Origin of the sequence: Hymenobacter plasmatis (assembly GCF_020711255.1) — a bacterium.
GTDB lineage: Bacteria > Bacteroidota > Bacteroidia > Cytophagales > Hymenobacteraceae > Hymenobacter.
Map to the genome: position 1 here is coordinate 85,579 of NZ_JAJFAW010000004.1, position 18,352 is coordinate 103,930.

General features: G+C 60.6%; 15 protein-coding genes and 1 other RNA gene. 12 read left to right on the forward strand and 4 right to left on the reverse strand.

The window, feature by feature from the left end:
* Positions 1–62: 62 nt before the first annotated feature.
* On the reverse strand, positions 63–1,805 hold the full coding sequence (locus LJ738_RS03990; RefSeq protein ID WP_227785022.1) for an ABC transporter substrate-binding protein: 1,743 nt from the start codon (positions 1,803–1,805) through the stop codon (positions 63–65).
* 142 nt (positions 1,806–1,947) lie between these two features.
* Here LJ738_RS03990 and LJ738_RS03995 point away from each other — a divergent pair, with 142 nt between their 5' ends.
* From LJ738_RS03995 to dgt, 3 genes are all read left to right on the forward strand, one after another.
* Positions 1,948–2,631, forward strand: a complete 684-nt coding sequence (locus LJ738_RS03995) for a DUF1361 domain-containing protein (RefSeq protein ID WP_227785023.1) — start codon at positions 1,948–1,950, stop codon at positions 2,629–2,631.
* Positions 2,632–2,746: 115 nt separating this feature from the next.
* A complete protein-coding gene (locus tag LJ738_RS04000) occupies positions 2,747–5,737 on the forward strand; it encodes a M1 family metallopeptidase (protein WP_227785024.1) in 2,991 nt (996 codons plus the stop codon).
* A 37-nt stretch (positions 5,738–5,774) separates the two neighbouring features.
* Complete coding sequence (gene dgt / locus LJ738_RS04005) at positions 5,775–7,157, forward strand: dGTP triphosphohydrolase (protein WP_227785025.1); 1,383 nt, start codon at positions 5,775–5,777, stop codon at positions 7,155–7,157.
* A 242-nt stretch (positions 7,158–7,399) separates the two neighbouring features.
* On the opposite strand, the gene LJ738_RS04010 is transcribed toward dgt, so the two are convergent.
* Together LJ738_RS04010 and guaA are read right to left on the reverse strand one after the other, a co-directional pair.
* Positions 7,400–8,098, reverse strand: coding sequence for a type 1 glutamine amidotransferase (locus LJ738_RS04010; RefSeq protein ID WP_227785026.1), 699 nt, complete (start codon positions 8,096–8,098; stop codon positions 7,400–7,402).
* Between the two features lie 175 nt (positions 8,099–8,273).
* On the reverse strand, positions 8,274–9,809 hold the full coding sequence (gene guaA / locus LJ738_RS04015; RefSeq protein ID WP_227785027.1) for a glutamine-hydrolyzing GMP synthase: 1,536 nt from the start codon (positions 9,807–9,809) through the stop codon (positions 8,274–8,276).
* A 231-nt stretch (positions 9,810–10,040) separates the two neighbouring features.
* Between guaA and ffs the strand changes: the two genes are divergently transcribed.
* From ffs to LJ738_RS04055, 8 genes are all read left to right on the forward strand, one after another.
* Positions 10,041–10,138: signal recognition particle sRNA small type (gene ffs / locus LJ738_RS04020), an RNA gene on the forward strand.
* A 181-nt stretch (positions 10,139–10,319) separates the two neighbouring features.
* Positions 10,320–10,976, forward strand: a complete 657-nt coding sequence (gene fsa, locus LJ738_RS04025) for a fructose-6-phosphate aldolase (protein WP_227785028.1) — start codon at positions 10,320–10,322, stop codon at positions 10,974–10,976.
* 107 nt (positions 10,977–11,083) lie between these two features.
* Positions 11,084–11,287: a fructose-6-phosphate aldolase gene (locus LJ738_RS04030; RefSeq protein ID WP_227785029.1), complete on the forward strand. Its 204-nt coding sequence runs from the start codon at positions 11,084–11,086 to the stop codon at positions 11,285–11,287.
* Positions 11,288–11,433: 146 nt separating this feature from the next.
* Positions 11,434–12,120, forward strand: coding sequence for a cell division ATP-binding protein FtsE (locus LJ738_RS04035; RefSeq protein WP_410779907.1), 687 nt, complete (start codon positions 11,434–11,436; stop codon positions 12,118–12,120).
* A gap of 54 nt (positions 12,121–12,174) precedes the next feature.
* On the forward strand, positions 12,175–13,065 hold the full coding sequence (locus LJ738_RS04040; RefSeq protein ID WP_227785030.1) for a glycosyltransferase family 2 protein: 891 nt from the start codon (positions 12,175–12,177) through the stop codon (positions 13,063–13,065).
* A gap of 108 nt (positions 13,066–13,173) precedes the next feature.
* Entirely contained in the window at positions 13,174–14,325 is a 1,152-nt protein-coding gene (locus LJ738_RS04045; RefSeq protein ID WP_227785031.1) for a DegT/DnrJ/EryC1/StrS family aminotransferase, read from the forward strand.
* A gap of 9 nt (positions 14,326–14,334) precedes the next feature.
* Complete coding sequence (locus LJ738_RS21425; protein ID WP_227785032.1) at positions 14,335–15,360, forward strand: Gfo/Idh/MocA family protein; 1,026 nt, start codon at positions 14,335–14,337, stop codon at positions 15,358–15,360.
* Between the two features lie 141 nt (positions 15,361–15,501).
* Positions 15,502–16,371, forward strand: coding sequence for a cation diffusion facilitator family transporter (locus tag LJ738_RS04055; RefSeq protein WP_227785033.1), 870 nt, complete (start codon positions 15,502–15,504; stop codon positions 16,369–16,371).
* 64 nt (positions 16,372–16,435) lie between these two features.
* On the opposite strand, the gene LJ738_RS04060 is transcribed toward LJ738_RS04055, so the two are convergent.
* Positions 16,436–17,380, reverse strand: a complete 945-nt coding sequence (locus LJ738_RS04060) for a DUF3078 domain-containing protein (protein WP_227785034.1) — start codon at positions 17,378–17,380, stop codon at positions 16,436–16,438.
* A gap of 247 nt (positions 17,381–17,627) precedes the next feature.
* Here LJ738_RS04060 and LJ738_RS04065 point away from each other — a divergent pair, with 247 nt between their 5' ends.
* Positions 17,628–18,083, forward strand: a complete 456-nt coding sequence (locus tag LJ738_RS04065) for a BLUF domain-containing protein (RefSeq protein ID WP_227785035.1) — start codon at positions 17,628–17,630, stop codon at positions 18,081–18,083.
* Positions 18,084–18,352 lie beyond the last annotated feature (269 nt).

An 18,352-nucleotide genomic window follows, 5' to 3' on the forward strand; every position in this document is an offset into this window, starting at 1 on the left:
TCGCTGCGCTCTGCATGACAGACAAGCTCAGCATGATGTTCTGTGAGGAGTACAGATGCGCCCTAGCGTAGCACCTGCAGCTCCAGGTTATTGAGCTTGACGATGGGTACTACTTGGTTATCATGAGCGCCACCTGCGTAGCTCTGGCCTTCGAAAATAGCCCCCGGCATGGGCGCCGCACCGGCTAGCCCCGCCTGAAAAGCAGGACCAAACTGGAATAAAGCTGAGCCGAAGTACAGCAGCATTTCAAACCCCTGGTTAGCGTAAATGGAAGGAGGAATGTGCTGGTACTGCAAATACAGCTGGCGGAAACGGCGGAAACCGGGCGCCTGCTCGTCGTAGTACTTGGGCTGAATGAAATAGATGCCTTGCGAATTGAGCTGGCCGATGCTAATGCGGGGGTTATCAAACCAGGAGCCGGGGCAGATGAGCGGAGGCCGCTTGGCCGCCGGTTGCTGCTGCAGGATATTGAGGGTGTAAGGGCCAATGCGGCGGTTGTCGGAGGCCACTACCACGTGGCTAGCATTGGCCAGGTCGAGGCCAGCGAAGGCGGCGCTAAGGCTGGCGTCCACATCGGAATCAAGGCTGCGCAACACGCCAATTTTGCCGCCCTGCGCTTCGTAGGTGGTCCGGTAGGCGTTGGCAAAGGCGGTTTCGTCTTTGGTCTTTTCGTGCAGCAGAATGCCGGGCCGGCCGGAGCCAAAGGCATTGAGCGCGAACTGAGCGGCAACGCGCCCCTGGGTGGCCGAGCTAGGCCCAAACAGGTAGTGCCAGGGATTGTCGAGCACCAAATCAGCGTCTTCCGAAAGCGGATTGACGCATACAATCTGATGGTCGCGGGCGTAGCGGGCCAGCAGCCGGGCACCAGATTTATAGACTGGCCCAATCAGCAAATCCATGCCGGCGAGCTCGGGCTGCGCCAATACTTGCTTCAGGGTAAGGGTATCGGCGCCGGTGTCGTAGGCAAAGAGCTGGAGCTGGCGGCCGGCGCGCTGCAGGCTATCCTGGGCCAGGCGTAGGCCGGCGTAGAGGTCAGTTACGAACTGGTTTTTGCGCTGGGTTTGCCAGCTGGGGTCATTCAGCTCGAAAGGCAGCAGCACAGCCACGTTGTAGCTGCTCTTTTTGGTGGCCCGGGGCCGCGGGGTGTAGCGGGCGCGGTCGAGGTTGAACTTGCCGATAAGCTCGTCGAGCACCGGGCGGTCGGCTTCGGTGTAGGCGCCGCCGGCTATCAGGTGGTCGGCGTAGGCCCGCGCCAGGGTGGCATCGTCGGGGCTGCGACGCAGGAGGCGAAGCCAGGTGTTGCGGTCTTTGATGCGCGGCAGGTAGGTGGCCTTCAGGGCCTCGCGCTCCGGCGTCAGCTTATCGGCCGGCATCGAGGCCAGCGTCTTGAGGGCAGTGTCGTAGTCTTCCTGCTCAAACGACGCCTGGCCTTGCAGCAGCAGGGCGTCGGGCAGGTTTGGGTAAGTGGGGTATTCGGTCCGGAGCAGGTTGAGCAGCTGCTCGGCCTCGGGCCACTGCTTGAGGCGGGCGGCGGCCACGGCGCTCAGGTAGGCGGCATCGGCGGCGCGGGCGAAGCGGGTCTTGGGTTGGGCCAAGGGCTCGAGCAGCTTTAGGGCCTCGGCGTATTTGCCTTGGTCGAGCAGGGCTTTGCCGTTGCGGTAGCGGGCATCGGGCGAAGTCGCTTGGGCAGGAGCCGGCGCGGGAGTCCGCGGCTTGCCGGGGGTTTGGGCTAGCACAGGGCTGCTCAGCAGTAGGCTGGCCACCAGCCACCCGAGCGGCCGGCGCAGCGTAAGAGTAAACGTCATTTAACCGATAATAAGCTTGCCCCTGTGGTAAGCGGCGCAAAATTAGCCACAAATGCCGGGCCCCCACGAAGTGCCGGCGCATACGTATACGCCAGACGCCGCGCCCCGCGTTATCTTTCCTTCACCAACCCAGTTGCTTGCCGTGTCGCTTTCTTCAAGCCTACCGTTTTCCCGTGCCCGGCTCACCTTGGTTTTTGTCTTGGCTGCGTCCATCACCCTCAGCCTGTTGCTGGTGGTGGGCCGTATGGCAATGACGGGCCGACTGCAGTTTCTGTTTCTGCTTTGGAATCTGTTTCTGGCCGTGGTTCCCTTCGCGCTCAGCACTTTGCTCGGCATAGCGCAGGCGCCGCTCCGAACCCGGATGCTGGTACCGGTGAGCCTGGCCTGGATACTGTTCTTCCCAAACGCCCCTTACCTCCTCACCGACCTGTTCCACCTCAATCCCCGCCCGGGGGTGCCACTCTGGTACGATTTGGCCCTGATTCTGAGCTGCGCCTGGAACGGGCTGATGCTGGCCTACGCCTCGCTCTCGGACATGCAGCAGTTGGTGCAGCGGCGGCTGGGCACCTGGGTGGGCTGGGCCTTTGCCACGGTGGCGCTGCTGCTTAGCAGCTTCGGCATCTACCTGGGCCGCTACCTGCGCTTCAATTCCTGGGACGTGCTCACCAACCCGCTCACACTGTTCTACGACATCGTGAACCGCGTGCTGCACCCATTTTCCTTTCCCGGCACCTGGGGCGTAACGCTCGTTTTTGGCCTGTTTTTGCTGGTGGGCTACGGCACAGTGCGCCTGCTGGGCCGCACGCACGAGGACCCCATTCTCTAGAATTGAGCTAAGCTGGCCGTACCCCGAGGCGCCATATGCCGTGCGGCTGGCCCCTCACCTACTACTTTCACTCATCCGTTGTTCGTACGGATGTACTCCCCGTTTCTACCACTGCATGCAAAACCGTATACTGTTCGGGTTGCTGGCCCTGCTCCCGGGCCTGGCCCTGGCCCAACCCGCCAAACCTGCCAAGACGCCCCGTATTTCTTCGGCGCCTTATTTTCAGCAGGAAGTCAACTACTCCATTGACGTTACCCTCGACGACAAAACCCACCAGCTAACCGGGCGCGAGGAGCTGACCTACATCAACAACTCGCCCGCCACGCTGTCGTTCATCTGGTTTCACCTCTGGCCCAACGCCTACCGCGACAACTCCACGGCCTTTGCTAAGCAGCAGCTGCGCAACGGCAAGCGCAAGTTTCAGTTTGCTAAAGCCGCCGACCGGGGCTTTATCGACGGGCTCGACTTTAAGGTAAACGGCCAGCCGGCCAAGCTTGAATTAGACCCCAAAAACCCCGACATGGCCAAGCTGGTGCTGCCCCAGCGGCTGGCGGCCGGGGCCAGCGCCACCATCAGCACGCCGTTTCGGGTGAAGATTCCGGCGTCGTTTTCGCGCTTTGGGCACGTGGGCCAGAGCTACCAGATTACGCAGTGGTACCCCAAGCCGGCGGTGTACGACCGGCGCGGCTGGCACCCCATGCCTTACCTCGACCAGGGCGAGTTTTATTCAGAATACGGCTCGTTTGACGTCACCATTACGCTGCCCACCAACTATACCGTCGGTGCTACCGGCGAGCTGCAGAACCCCGACGAGCGTGCCCGTATGGATGCACTGGCCGCCGAAGCCGCGCTCAAAAAGACGGCCAAGGACTTCGGCAAAGACCTCTCATTCCCCGCTTCCGACGCCGCCACCAAAACCCTGCGCTACAAGCAAGACCGGGTGCACGACTTCGCCTGGTTTGCCGACAAACGCTTCAACGTGCTGAAAGGCAGCGTGACGCTGCCCTCGGGCCGGGCCGTTACCTCGTGGGTACTCTTCACCAACAAGGAGGCCCAAAAATGGATTAAGGGCCTGCAGGACGTCAACGACGCCCTTACCTACTACTCGCAGTGGGTGGGCGAGTACCCCTACTCTGCCGCCACCGCCGTGGACGGTGCCCTGAGCGCTGGCTCCGGCATGGAATACCCCATGGTGACCGTGACCGAGCCCGACGCCATAGTACATGAGGTGGGCCACAACTGGTTTTACGGCATTCTGGGCAGCAACGAACGCGACTTCCCATGGATGGACGAGGGCGTGAACAGCTACGAGCAGCTCCGGGTAGAAGCACGCGAAAATCCGCAAAACGGCCTGCTGCAAGGCATTTATAAAAACAAGCGCGCCGCCAGCGCGCTGGGCGTGGAAGGCCTGCCGGGCAGCGCCCTCAACCAGGTGCCGTACCAGGTAATGGCCAGCCGGGGCCTCGACCAGCCGGTGCAGGGCCCCACGTCGGCCGCCTTCGGGCAGAATAATTACGGCATTATCGTGTACTTCAAAACGGCGGCGCTGCTCAAGTACCTGGCCGGCTACCTGGGGCAGGAAAAGTTCGACGCCGCCATGCACGCCTACTATGCCAAGTGGCAGTTCAAGCACCCCTACCCCGAGGATATGGAGGCGGTATTTGAGGAAAGCACGGGCCAGAAGCTGGATTGGTTTTTCCGCGAAATGCTGACCAATACCCGCGAATACAACGCCGACATTTTTGCCACGCAGCAAATTGGCGACGTCGTGAAAGTGCTGGTCCGGACCGATTCGCCGGTGCTCTGGGCGGTGCCCGTTTCCACCGTAGACGCGCAGGGCAAGGTGCTTCAGACGCTGTGGACGCCACCCTTCGGCAACCCCGAAGACGACGCCGAAGCGCAGCTCGACTTCCGCCGGGAAAACGTAGTCGCCGTGGTGGTCGATGCCGAATACATCACCCCCGAGCTCAACCGCCGCGACGACCGCCTGCTGCTCGGCGACGGGAACTTCCGGCGCTGGGAGCCTGTGCGCCTGCAGCCGCTGGTCGGCGTAGAGCGCTGGGACCGGTCCTTTATCAACTGGGCCCCGGTGCTCGGGGCCAATACGTCCGACAAGTTCATGCTCGGCGCGGCCTTCTACAACAATCCGCTGCAAATCAAGAAGGTGCAGTACCTGGCCATGCCCATGTACAGCTTCAACCGCAACGAGCTCAACGGCATTGCCTCCATCAAGCTCAACGTGCTGCCCGCCCGCGGAAGCCGCCAGGTCATTACGGGCTTCATGGTGCAGCGCTTCGAGCGCTACGTGAAGCTGGAGCCCAGCATCACGGTGGTGCTGCCCCACTCGGCCTACGACCAGCCCCAGCACCAGGTGAAAATAGCCCTCACTTCCGTGGACGACCAGGACCGGGGCGTAAACAACATCACCACCGTGGAGTACGGCGTGCACGCCGGCAATGCCTTGCAAAGTTGGGCGGCCCAGGTTGAGCTAAACCAGCTCGACAATACGTCTAAGGGCGCTGAGTTTAGCGGCACGGCGTTGCTGCTCCGGGCCGAGGCCAGCTACGAGCGGTACTATTCTCCCGAGAAGCGTGTGTCGGTGCGCCTGTTTGGCGGGCGCTTTCTGAATCAGACCCGGGACGACGTATTCTTCCTCGGCCTCAGCGGCAGCCCCGACTACCGACGCCAAACCGCCTTCCTCGACCGCCAGCAGATTTCTCACACCGTGACGGCCCAATTACACCAGACCGACAACCGCGACGGCGCCTTCAAGGCCTATGTGCCCGCCACAAGCGGCAAATGGCTCAGCACGCTCAACCTAAAGGCCGACTTGCCCGTGACGCGCCTTGCCGTATTCGGCGATTTTGGGGCCACCGCCGAGCGCCAGGTAGTGGAAGGCCGGCCAGCCCAACGGCTCTTTTACGACGCCGGCGTGGTGGTGCCAGTTATCCGCAATGTGTTTGAGCTGTACCTGCCCGTGGCCGGCTCGCAGTACCAGAACGGCCTGCCCAACAGCCGCCAGGATTTCACCGACCGCATTCGCTTCGTCCTGAACCTCAGCGAAGCAAATCCCTTCCGGCTGCTGGACCAAAAATTAGCTCAATAACGCCGCCCGGCCCGTTTCCGCCTTCAGTCTCCATCCGATGCCCGAGCCCATGCACTGGCCGCGCCTGCTGTCGCAGCGCCGTTTTCCCGACCAGCAATTGCCCCCGCCCAGCGCCGCGCCCGTCCGCGGAGCCTTCGTGCAGGATTACGACCGGGTGGTGTTCAGCTCCGCGTTCCGGCGGCTGCAGCGCAAAACCCAGGTGATGCCCCTGCCCGAAACCGACTTCGTGCACACCCGCCTCACCCACTCCCTCGAAACCGCCGTGGTGGGCCGCTCGCTGGGCCGCCTCGCCGCCCGCCACCTCCTGGAAAACGATGCCGCTCTGGCTCAACTGCTGCCCAACCTCGACCAAGACTGCGGCGACATCGTGGCCGCCGCCTGCCTGGCCCACGACATCGGCAACCCGCCCTTCGGCCACTCCGGCGAAGACGCCATCAGCAGCTACTTTGCCAGCCACGCCGCCGCGCCGTACCTGGACAAGCTCACGCCCGCCGAAGTGGCCGATTTGCAGCACTTTGAGGGCAATGCAGCGGGCTTCCGCATCCTCACCCATACCTACGCCGCGCACAGCACCGGCACCGCCGGCCTGGGCCTCACATACGCCACCCTGGGCGCCTTCACCAAATACCCCAAACCCAGCCTGGTGCCGGCAGCGGCAAAATTGGGCGGGGCTTCCGAAAAGAAATACGGCCACTTCCAAACCGAAAACCCACGCTTCCGGCACGTAGCCGCCGAGTTGGACTTGATTCCCAAAGGCGACCCCGCGCTGGGCTTTACTCACCGCCACCCGCTGGCCTTTCTGGTAGAGGCGGCCGATGACCTGTGCTACCGCATCATCGACTTTGAAGACGGCCTGAAGCTCGGCCTGATTGAGCCGCAGGCTGGGCTGGGCTTGCTGAAAAAGATGCTCAACGACCCGGCCGGCCGCGTGGGCAGCGTGCAGTGGCACGACTGGCGTGAGGAATTGGGCTACATCCGCGCCCGCCTGATTGGCAAGCTGGTGGCCGAATCGGCGGCCCTGTTTGCGCAGCACGCCCCGGCTATCCTGCGTGGCGAATACGACCAGCCGCTCATCAAAGAGTTGGGCTGCTGGGCTGATTTGCAGGAAGTGCAGCGCCTGAGCATCGAAAAGCTCTACCGCAGCCGCCCGGTGCTCGAAATCGAAGCCGCGGGCTTCGAAGTGCTTGGTGGCTTGCTCGATGCTTTTCTGTGCGCCGTGTTCGACGAGGGCCAAGGCCACCGCAGCCGCAAACTGCTGCTCCTGTTGCCCGAGCAGTTCCGCGCCGAAGGCCACCAAACCGGCGTATCGGCTTATGAAAAGATTCTGCTGCTCACCGATTTCGTAGCCGGCATGACCGACCAGAATGCCTTGAGCCTGTACAAGACCATTAAGGGAATTGAGCTGCCGAAAGGGTTTTAAAATGGTGATGCTTTCCGCAACGAAGCACCTTGCGTGTGGCACCTCTCCCCCGGCCCTCTCCAAAAGAGAGGGGAGCCTGACGGTAATCCAATGAAAAGCCCCGGCTTAAGCGAGCCGGGGCTTTTGGTTTTCAGGAATTGAGCTAGTTCTCGTGCCTTGGCTCCCCTCTCTTTTGGAGAGGGGCCGGGGGTGAGGGTCCCCATGCGAGGCTACGTGCTACAGGACTGCTATTTTAGTAACGTTCAGTAAGGCAGCATCTCTCCCTCATGTACGGCCACCAGATTCGCAAGCAGCGACTCCAGCAGCTTGCGGCCCTTCCAAACCGATTTGAGCTTGGCCCGAATCTGTTCGGCGGTCTGCACGAATTCCTGCTCTTCGGCCGCCTCGTGGTTTTCAAACTGCATCAGCTTCTCCACCATTTCCACCGTGAACTCGGGGTGAAACTGGAGGCCGATAATACCATCGCCCCACACAAAACCCTGCGTGGCACAGCCCGCCGACATGCCCACCCGGATAGCTCCCGGCGGCACCGTGAACGTATCGACGTGCCAATGGAGCACGCCGGCTTTCTCGGGCCAGCCGCGCAACAGTGGGTGTTCCAGCGCCTTGGCAGAGAAGCGCACCGTCCAAAATCCGATTTCCGGCTCTGCATTGGGCCGCACCTCGGCTCCGAGCTCCTGGGCTACCAACTGCGCGCCCAGGCAGATAGCCAGCGTCACTTTTCCGGCCCGCAATACTTCCTTGATGAAGGCTTTCTCCTCACGCAGCCAGGGAAATTTGGCTTCGTCGTGCACGCTCATGGCCCCACCGAGGATGAGCAGCCCATCAAACTCAGCCAGTGCCGGGAATGCCGGATCCGCCTCAAATAAGCGTGTAAAAGTGAGCGAATGGCCGTGCGCCGCCAGCCAGTCGGCCGCGTGGCCCGGGCCTTCGTCGGGCATATGTTGGAGGCAGTGCCAGCGCATATCTCTTAGGGGCTACTTTAAAAAAATACGCCTGTCATGCAGAGCGCAGCGAAGCATCTTATCAGGTCAGTATCGTTGAGCCGTAAGAAGATGCTTCGCTGCGCTCTGCATGACAGGCGTTATCAAAAGGACGTTATCAAAAAATCAGAACCTACTCCCACTCAATCGTAGCCGGGGGCTTGGAGGAGATATCATACACCACGCGGTTGATGCCGCGCACCTGGTTGATGATTTTATTGGAAACCTCGGCCAGAAACTCGTACGGCAAGTGGGCCCAGTCGGCGGTCATGCCGTCCACGCTGGTTACGGCGCGTAGGGCTACTACTTGCTCATAGGTGCGCTCATCGCCCATCACGCCCACGCTTTGGATGGGCAGGAGCATGGCGCCAGCCTGCCACACCTTGGAATAGAGGTCGTGCTCCTTCAGCAGGTTAATGAACACGTTGTCGGCGCGTTGCAGCAGGTCTACCTTTTCGGGGGTGATGTCGCCGAGAATCCGGATACCGAGGCCTGGGCCAGGGAACGGGTGCCGGTTCAATATCTCGCCGGGCAGGCCCAGGGCCGCACCCACTTCCCGCACCTCGTCCTTAAATAGCATGCGCAGGGGCTCTACTACTTTCAGATTCATGTCGTCGGGCAGGCCGCCCACGTTGTGGTGGCTTTTGATGGTCACGGCCGGCCCTTTCACCGATACCGACTCGATGACGTCGGGGTAAATGGTACCCTGAGCCAGCCAGGCTGCGCCTTCCACTTTGTGGGCTTCGCGGTCGAATACCTCAATAAACGTGCGGCCAATGGCCTTGCGCTTGGCTTCAGGGTCAGAGAGGCCCACCAGGGCGGCGTAGAACTCGGGCGCGGCATTCACCCCGGTCACGTTCAGGCCCAGGCCTTCGTATGCTTTGAGCACCGTGGCAAACTCGTCCTGCCGCAGCAAGCCGTTGTCCACGAAAATGCCGTGGAGGCGGGGGCCAATGGCGCGGTGCAGCAGCAGCGCCGCCACACTGGAATCGACGCCGCCGGAGAGGCCCAGAATCACCTGGTCGTCGGGGCCGATGGTATGTTGCAAGGCCTGCACGGCCGAATCCACAAAGTGGTCGGGCGTCCAGCTTTGGGCGCACTGGCAGATATTGACCACGAAGTTGTGCAGCAGCTGCTTGCCTTCGGTGGTGTGCGTTACCTCGGGGTGAAACTGGATGCCGTAGGTATCCTGGCCTTCAATTTTGAAGGCCGCCACCGCCACTTCGGGCGTGCTGGCAATGATGTCGTAACCTGCCGGCAGGGATTGGATGGTATCGCCGTGCGACATCCAAACCTGCGACTCGGCGTGCATGCCCTCGAGCAGCGGCGAGGTCTCATCCAATTGGGAAAGCCGGGCCCGGCCGTACTCGCGAATGGTGGCCGGTGTGACCTCGCCCCCGCCCTGCTGGGCCAGCAGCTGCGCGCCGTAGCACACACCCAGCAGCGGTATGTGGCCCTGAATGTGGCTCAGGTCAGGGTTAGGGGCACCTTCTTCCCGCACCGAGCACGGCGAGCCGGAAAGAATAACGCCCCGAATATCGTCGGTCAGAACGAGGTTCGGGGCGTGGGTGTAGGGGTGAATTTCGCAAAACACGTGCAGCTCGCGGATGCGCCGGGCTATCAATTGCGTGTATTGCGAGCCGAAATCCAGAATGATAAGTCGTTCCATGGTGCAAAGCTAACCACGGATTAGCGCGGATTTTGAATGACTTTCCCGGATTCTATAGTCGACTCCCTTGCCCGAACCCCGCTTTTAGGAGGCTAGAAACTCGTTCTATCAGCACAACAGTCAAGCTGTTAATCACGCGCTTATCCGGACGGCAGCGTACTGGTTGCTTACAAAATCCACGAAATCCGTTTAAAAACCGCGCTAATCCGTGGTTCCTGCCTTATCTTTGCATCGGCAAGTCAGAACGACCAGCTCCTGCTGAACTCCCCCAGGACCGGAAGGTAGCAAGGGTAGGTGGTTGTAGCGGTGCGATTTTGGCTTGCTTTTTTTTGCCTTTTCCGGTCGGCCCCATCGCTGCTCTGTTCCGCATTTTGGCGGCCCAATGAGTAGGTTTGGGGCCGACCTTTTTCCGATGAGGAATGCAGAATGAAGGACAAATAATGAGCGGTAATATCACCCGCTTTGCGCCATCATTCCTCCTTCTTCATTCCTCATTCTTCATTTATTTCCATGAAGTTCTTCATTGATACCGCCAACCTCAACGACATCCGCGAAGCTGTAGAGTTGGGCATCCTCGACGGCGTGACCACCAACCCCTCGCTGATGGCCAAGGAAGGCATCCGCGGCATGGACAGCGTGATGGCCCACTACCGCCAAATCTGCGAGCTGGTAAATGGCGACGTGTCGGCTGAGGTCATCGCCACCGACTTTGACGGCATCATCCGCGAGGGCGAGGAACTGGCCGAGCTGCATCCCAACATTGTGGTGAAAGTGCCGATGACCAAGGAGGGTGTGAAAGCCATCAAGTACTTCTCAGACAAGGGCATCAAAACCAACTGCACCCTGATTTTCACAGCCGGCCAGGCCCTGCTGGCCGCCAAAGCCGGCGCCACTTACGTGTCGCCCTTCGTGGGCCGGCTCGACGACATCGGCCACGACGGCCTGCAGCTAGTGGAGCAGATTGTGCAGATTTTCAGCAACTACGGCTACCCCACCGAAGTCCTGGCTGCCTCGGTGCGACACGTGCCGCACCTGATTCAGTGCGCCGAGATTGGCGCCGATGTGGTGACCTGCCCGCTCAACGTCATCACCGCGCTGCTCTACCACCCGCTCACCGACAAAGGCCTGGCCACTTTTCTGGCCGACCACAAGAAGGTTAATTCGTAACTAAGTTATGAGTTCTGAATTATGAGTTATGAGTTGTTCAACCAACGGGTTGCTGCGCTTATTGTCTCGACTCATAATTCATAATTCCCAACTCATAATTCAAAGAAATGTACATCATAAAGGTAAAAGGCAAGGCCAAAATCCCCGATTACATTCAGTTACGGGACGAGGCCTTTGTGCTCATTGCGTATTTCCGGGCCGACCGGCCACTCAAGGATTTGCACCGCTACGGGCTCGAAGGCAAGGAAACGGAGCTGGCCGCCGTGATTGCCGAACTCGAATTTGGCAAGCTGCGGCCCTTGGCAATCTGAGTGAATCATGCTGGGAATTACCCATGAGAATTGCTGATTACGATGCGTGTTTTAATGGCCATATTATTGAGCTAAAACGGCAGTAATCTAGCCCACTGAAATAGCGCAAGGCTAAAACCCACCAACCCGACTAACCCGATAAAACAGTGGTTCAGACAGAAAACGTTATTGAGCTGCACGATGCTACTATAATGCAGGAGCAGCAAGCGGTGCTGCAGGGAGTATCGTTTTCCCTCGAAAAAGGCGCGTTTGCGTATTTGGTGGGCCGCACGGGCGCGGGCAAATCGTCGCTGCTCAAGACGCTGTATGCCGACCTGCCACTGCAGAGCGGCATGGGCACCGTGGCCGGCTTTGCCCTGTCGAAACTATCCGCCAGCAAGGTGCCGTATCTGCGGCGCCGCCTGGGCATTGTGTTTCAGGATTTCCAGTTGCTTTCGGACCGCACCGTGGCCGAAAACCTGATGTTTGTGCTCAATGCCACCGGCTGGAAAGGCAAGGCGCGCAAGCAGCAGCGCATCAGCGACGTGCTGACCCAGGTGGGCCTCAACGGCACCGCCAACCGCATGCCCCACCGCCTCTCGGGCGGCGAGCAGCAGCGCGTGGTCATTGCCCGCGCCATGTTGAATGAGCCGGTGCTATTGCTCGCCGATGAGCCCACCGGCAACCTCGACCCGGACGTGTCGGCCAGCATCATGCAGCTGTTTGGCGAAATCAATAATGCGGGCACGGCTATTTTAATGGCCACCCACAATTTTCAATTAATTGAGCGGTACCCGCACCGCGTGCTCACGTGCAAGGATGGCGAATTGCTGGATTCGGCCAAACGCGTTTAAGCGAATCCGTGCGTCTATTATTTGCTGATTGCTCATTGCTATTTGTCAATTAACATGGCACCCGGGCTGTCGGTATTAATTCCGGTTTTCAACTGCGACGTCAACGAATTGGTTGACTCCCTGCTCGCGCAGCAAACGGCCTGGCCCGGCCCGGTCGAAATCCTTTTATTCGACGACGGCTCGGCCGAAAACATCCGCACGCTCAACCGCCCCCTAGCGCACCGCCCCGGCGTGCGCTACCAGGAACTGCCGCACAACGTGGGCCGCGCCGCGATTCGCAACCGGCTGGCCGCTGCCGCGCAGCACGAATGGCTGCTGCTGCTCGATAATGACAGCCTGCTGCCGGATGCCCAGTTTCTGGCCCGGTACGCTGCCGCCCGCCACCGCGCGCCCGTGCTCATCGGCGGCACCTGCTATACCACCCTTCCTCCTACGGACCCCGCCTTGCACCTGCGCTGGTACTACGGCCAAGCCCGCGAGGCCCGCGCCTCCGCGGCGCGCCAGCAGCAGCCCCACACCCAGCTCACCATCAACAACGCGCTGGTGCAGGCCGGTATTTTAGCTCAATTCCCGCTCGATGAGCAGATGAATGGCTACGGGCACGAGGACACCAAATTTGGCCTGGCGCTGGCAGCGGCGGGCATTGGCGTTTTTCACCTCGACAACCCGGTGCTGCACAACGGGCTGGAGCCCGGCGCGTCCTTTTTGAGTAAAAGCGAGGAAGCCGTGCGCAACCTCGTGCAGGTGCACGGGCACAACGGGGCAAGCCGGCATTCGCGGCTGCTGCGGCTGGCGCTGCGGCTGCGTCGGCTGGGCGTAGCTACGGCGGCCCAGGCCCTGCTGGCGGCTGCGGAGCCCCGGCTGCGGCGCAACGTGCTTTCGGCCCGGCCCAGCCTGCGGGCGTTCGACTTGCTCAAGTTGAGCTGGCTGCTGAAGCAACTGTAGCCGCATTCTGCTTTTAGCTCAATTTCCCGCCGGCTAATCTGCACGGCCCTGGGCGCCGCTAGCCGGGGATGCGGCTATCTTTGGCCGACTTTTTTTTACCCGCTGCATTTGATACTCCCGGCTCCTCCCTCTCCTATTCACCTGCTCGATTTGGCGGCGGAGCATGCGGCCATGCAGCCGGCGCTGGACGAGGCCCTGCGCGAGGTAATGGCATCGGCGGCGTTCATCCAGGGGCCGGCAGTGAGCCACTTTGCCACGGAGCTGGGCGAGTACCTGGGCGGCGCTCACGTGATTCCCTGTGCCAATGGCACCGATGCGCTTACCCTGGCCCTGCTGAGCTTGCAGTTGCCAGCGGGGGCCGAAGTCATTGTTCCCGCCTTTACCTACGTAGCCACGCTGGAGGCTGCAGCGCTGCTCGGCCTGCGCCCCGTGCTGGTGGATGTGCTGCCTACTACGTTCAACATAGACCCAGATGCGGTGGAGGCCGCCATCACGCCGCGCACGGGAGCTATAGTGGCGGTGCATTTGTTTGGGCAATGCGCCGATTTGGAAGCCTTGCATGCCCTCGCTACCCACCACGGCGTGGCCCTGATTGAAGACAACGCGCAGGCCATTGGCGCATCGTTCCAGTTTGCCAACGGCCGGCAAGCCGAGGCCGGAACTGTGGGCGAAGTGGGCACCACGTCTTTTTTTCCTTCCAAAAATCTGGGGGCCCTGGGCGATGGCGGCGCCCTGCTCACCCGCGATGCTACCCGCGCCGACCTGCTCCGCCAGTTGGCCAACCACGGCCAGACCCAGAAATACCACCACCAGCACATTGGGCTGAACTCCCGCCTCGATACTCTGCAGGCTGCCCTGCTGCGGGTAAAGCTGCAGCACCTGCCCGCAGCTACCGCGACCCGCCAAGCCGTGGCCGCCCGCTACGATGCGGCCCTGGCGGATATGGCTGGCCTGCACATCCCGGCCCGTGACCCACGCAGCAGCCACGTCTTTCATCAGTACAGCATTACGCTGGCCGAACCCGGACGTCGCGACGATTTGCAGCACTTTCTTCAGCGCTGCGGGGTACCCACCATGGTTTATTACCCGCTGCCAGTGCACGCGCAGCCGGCCTATGCTTACCTGGGCTACCAGGCGGGGCAGTTTCCCGTGGCAGAGCGGCTTTGCGGTGCGGTGCTGTCGCTGCCCATTCATCCGCGGCTGACGGCGGAGCAGCAGGAGTACATTATTGCGTGCCTGGGCATTTTCTTTGGGCGTTAAATCTGTTTAGTGAGCAATTCTAACTCCGGAGTACGCTTCGTTATCTGCGGGGTGGGCCACATTGGTCGGCGCCACGCGGCCCTAATTTCCCGCTACCCAGGCGCCACATTAGTCGCCCTGATTGACGTGCGCCAGGAATTGCAGCCGAGCCTGGCCGTCGAGTTTCCGGGCGTGCCGTTTTTCGCTTCGCTGGAGGCATATCTAACGCACGGCCCGGCCGCCGATGTGCTCACCGTGGCCACGCCCAATGGCCTGCACGCCCCGCAGGCGGTAGCCGGCCTGCGCCACGGCCTGCACGTGGTGGTGGAAAAACCCCTGGCCCTGGCCCAAGCCGATGCCGAAACCATCGTGCAAACAGCCCTGCAAACCGGGCGGTTGGTGTTTTGCGTGATGCAAAACCGATACTCGCCCCCGGCCGCTTGGCTCAAGCAGGTGGTTGACGAAGGCCGCCTGGGCCAAGTGTACCTTGTGCAGTTCAACTGCTTCTGGAACCGCGACGCGCGCTACTATAAGGCCGGCGGCTGGAAAGGCTCCCAGGAACTGGACGGCGGCACGCTCTTCACGCAATTCAGCCACTTCGTTGATTTGCTGTATTGGGTCTTCGGCGACATTACGAATATCAACGCCCGCTTCCGCGACTTCAACCACGCCGGCCTCACCGAATTTGAGGACAGCGGCCTCGTCACCTTCGACCTAGAGCGAGGCGGCAGCGGCACCCTGCAATACAGCACCGCCGTGTGGGACCGCAACCTCGAAAGCAGCCTCACCGTGGTAGCCGAGCACGGCAGCCTCAAACTGGGCGGGCAATACATGGACAAAGTAGAGTACTGCCACTTGCGCGACTACACCCTACCCCAGTTGCCGGCCACCAACCCCGCCAACGACTACGGCCCCTACCAGGGCTCGGCCGCCAACCACGTGCAGGTGATTGAAAACGTGGTGGAAACCGTGCTGCAGCGCAGCTGCGCAACCACCAACGCGCAGGAAGGCCTGAAAGTGGTGGAGATAATTGAGCGGATTTACGCGTTAAGGTAGTCAGCCGCACTTCCTTACCGTTAAGGTCAACGCATTTCGACCGACGCTCCGAAAGGCCCAGCCAGTTCCTTGTGGAGCAGCCAATTGCCTACCGGATGATACAGCCGGTTGAAGTCAGTTCGCTCTATATTATTGCCGATAATGACAAACGAACAAACCGCCATCAAAGCCACCTATTTCAGCATTGCTGGCAATACCTGCTTGGCACTGATAAAAGGAGTAGCCGGCGTATTTGGAAATTCTTACGCCTTGGTAGCGGATGCTATCGAATCGACAACAGATATCCTTTCGTCTTTTCTGGTGCTGTTGGGAATAAAGTATTCCAATAAGCCGGCCGACGAAAACCACCCCTACGGCCACGGGCGCGCCGAACCGCTCGTCACCTTTCTCGTGGTTGGTTTCTTAATTACCTCTGCCACTATCATTGCTTACGAAAGCATCCAAAACATCGGGACGCCCCACGCGCTGCCCAAATCCTGGACGCTCTACATCCTCGGCGGCATCATTGTCTGGAAAGAAATTTCTTATCGGCTGGTCCTTAAGAAAAGCGAGGAAACCAACAGCTCGTCGCTGAAAGCGGATGCCTGGCACCACCGGAGCGACGCCATTACCTCGGTTGCGGCATTTATTGGAATTTCGATTGCCCTGATTCTGGGGAAAGGGTACGAATCGGCCGACGATTGGGCCGCGCTTTTTGCCTCCGGGTTTATTCTGTACAACAGCTACTTGATTTTCCGGCCCGCCCTGGGTGAAATCATGGATGAGCACCTGCATGATGACCTGATTGAGGAAATCAGAAAGGTGGCGCTGCAGGTGGACGGCATAAAGGGCACGGAAAAATGCTTCGTGCGCAAAGCGGGTATGCAGTACCACGTCGACCTGCATGCGAAAGTGGCCGCGAGCCTGACCGTCCGGCAAGGCCACGACATCGCCCACCAGCTCAAAGACACGCTGTGCCAGGAGATTCCCGAACTAGGGCATGTCTTAATTCACATCGAACCGTACGGTTAGATTGCGCTTTCGGAGTTGCACTCCGAAAGCGCAGTAGTCCGAAATAGCTGGTAGCAAACCCACGCTACTTCTTCTCGTCCACGAAGTTCTGGAAGGCGTAGGCGATGCCGATGGTTAGGCCCTGGCTGAACTGCACGCCGCTGTCCTGGTCGTAGTCGTAGAGGGCGATGCCATTGAGGGCGACGTTGATGTATTTTCCCACTTTGGCGGTGAGACCCAGGTCGAGGCGGTGGTCGATTTCCTGGGTGTTGAAGTGCTCGTAGTTGGCAAAGAGGACGTAGCGCGCTTTCAGGTTGACGGTTGGGCTGATATTCTTATCCAGTTCGGCTAGGATTTGGGCGGCCAGCACTTCAAAGCGGGTGCTGTGGCCCGGGTTTACGCCGTAGGGCTTGTCGCCGAGGGCCGCTACAAACCGGTCGGCGCGGTTGACGACGGTGAGGCGCGGGGCGAAGGGAGCCAGCCGCACGTGGAAATACGTGGTGGGGTGGAACTCGAAGCCGTAGGCGGCGGTAATGAACGCCGGGGCGAAGAAATCGGAAACCTGGCGGGCGCGCTCGTTGCCAGTGGCGTCCTTGTCGTACTTGTAGCCTGGCGCAAACTGCGAGAGCAGGTTCAGCGACAGGAACATATCCCAGTCGGTACTGATGGCGCGGCCGTACTTGGTATCGAGGTACAGGCGGTCCTGGCCTTTGCGGTAGCCCAGGCCCTTGGTTTCGGAAAAGGCAAAGAGGAAATCGGCTTCGTTATCGAAGCTGTGGGCCCCGCTTTTCCGGTTGGCCCGCAGATTGGCCAGGGCATTGAAGCCGATGGTGTTGACCCCACCGCCGCGCCAGTTGCTGCTCAGCAGTGATTCATTCAGCCCAAGGCCGGTTTTGCCGGATTTCCGCCAGAGCAGCACGGGCTCGGCCGGTGCATCGGTCGGCGCCGCAGCAGGCGCGGGTGTGGTTTGGGCTTGGGCAGGAGCTACAGCCAGCCCAACGGCCAGCAACGGGAGGAACCGGAGACGCATAAACAAGGAGTAGAGTTTGCATGGGCAAAGTAATCAGGCACCGCTCAGCTTTCTCTAAGGCCCTGCTCCCTGATGAATGGGTCGCAGCCTTTGGAACGAGGCCCGACCCAAGCATACTATTGGTTACCAGTTTCATTGTTCATGCGTTACGGTATCTTTTGCTTAATTTTAGGCTCGCAATGGCCCGGGAGCACAGAGCCCTTTGAGCGTTGCATGAGCCTTGCGGTCACATCTGCTGGTTGCGCTTATGGGCCTTTACCAACTCATCTACCAGAGCCAGTCGCTGGTGCCGTTTGAGACGCCCGAGCTTATGGACTTGATGCACCAGGCACGGGCCTTCAACCGGACTCACCACATCACGGGTCTGCTCCTTTACACCCCCGATGGCCGGTTTCTGCAAGTGCTGGAAGGCGAGGAAGAGGTGGTGCGGGACCTGTATTACAACCACATTGTATTCGACCCGCGCCACTACAATTGCCAGGTGTTGGCCGATGGGCCCTGCATGCGTCGCAGCTTCGCTGACTGGACCATGGGCTTCCGAGTGGCCCAGGCCCGGGACCTGCGCAAGCTGTTGAGCCCCGTGCCTCCCGATATTCCCGGCCTGCTCGTGCCGCGCCCCCACACCCGCCCCGAGCTGCTGGAGCTGCTGCTGGACTTTGTGGCCAATTGCGAAACAGAGCCGTGGCGGGAGCACCCCGTCTAAAAGTGCGGAGGCCGACTGTCGTACCGAGCGGAGCAGCTCTACCATGCCTCCTGTCATGCAGAGCGCAGCGAAGCATCTTATCACGGCTCAACGATTCGTTCGCACCTGATAAGATGCTTCCTTCGTCAGCATGACATGAGGCGCGAGCGAGCTGCTTGGCTACGAACCGTCGGTTTGCTGTGCTATGCATGACGGCCCAAAAACGAATTTCTAAACAACTTCGCCGCCGCGCTGCCACACCTATCCGCTGCCTCCGGTATCTTTACCGT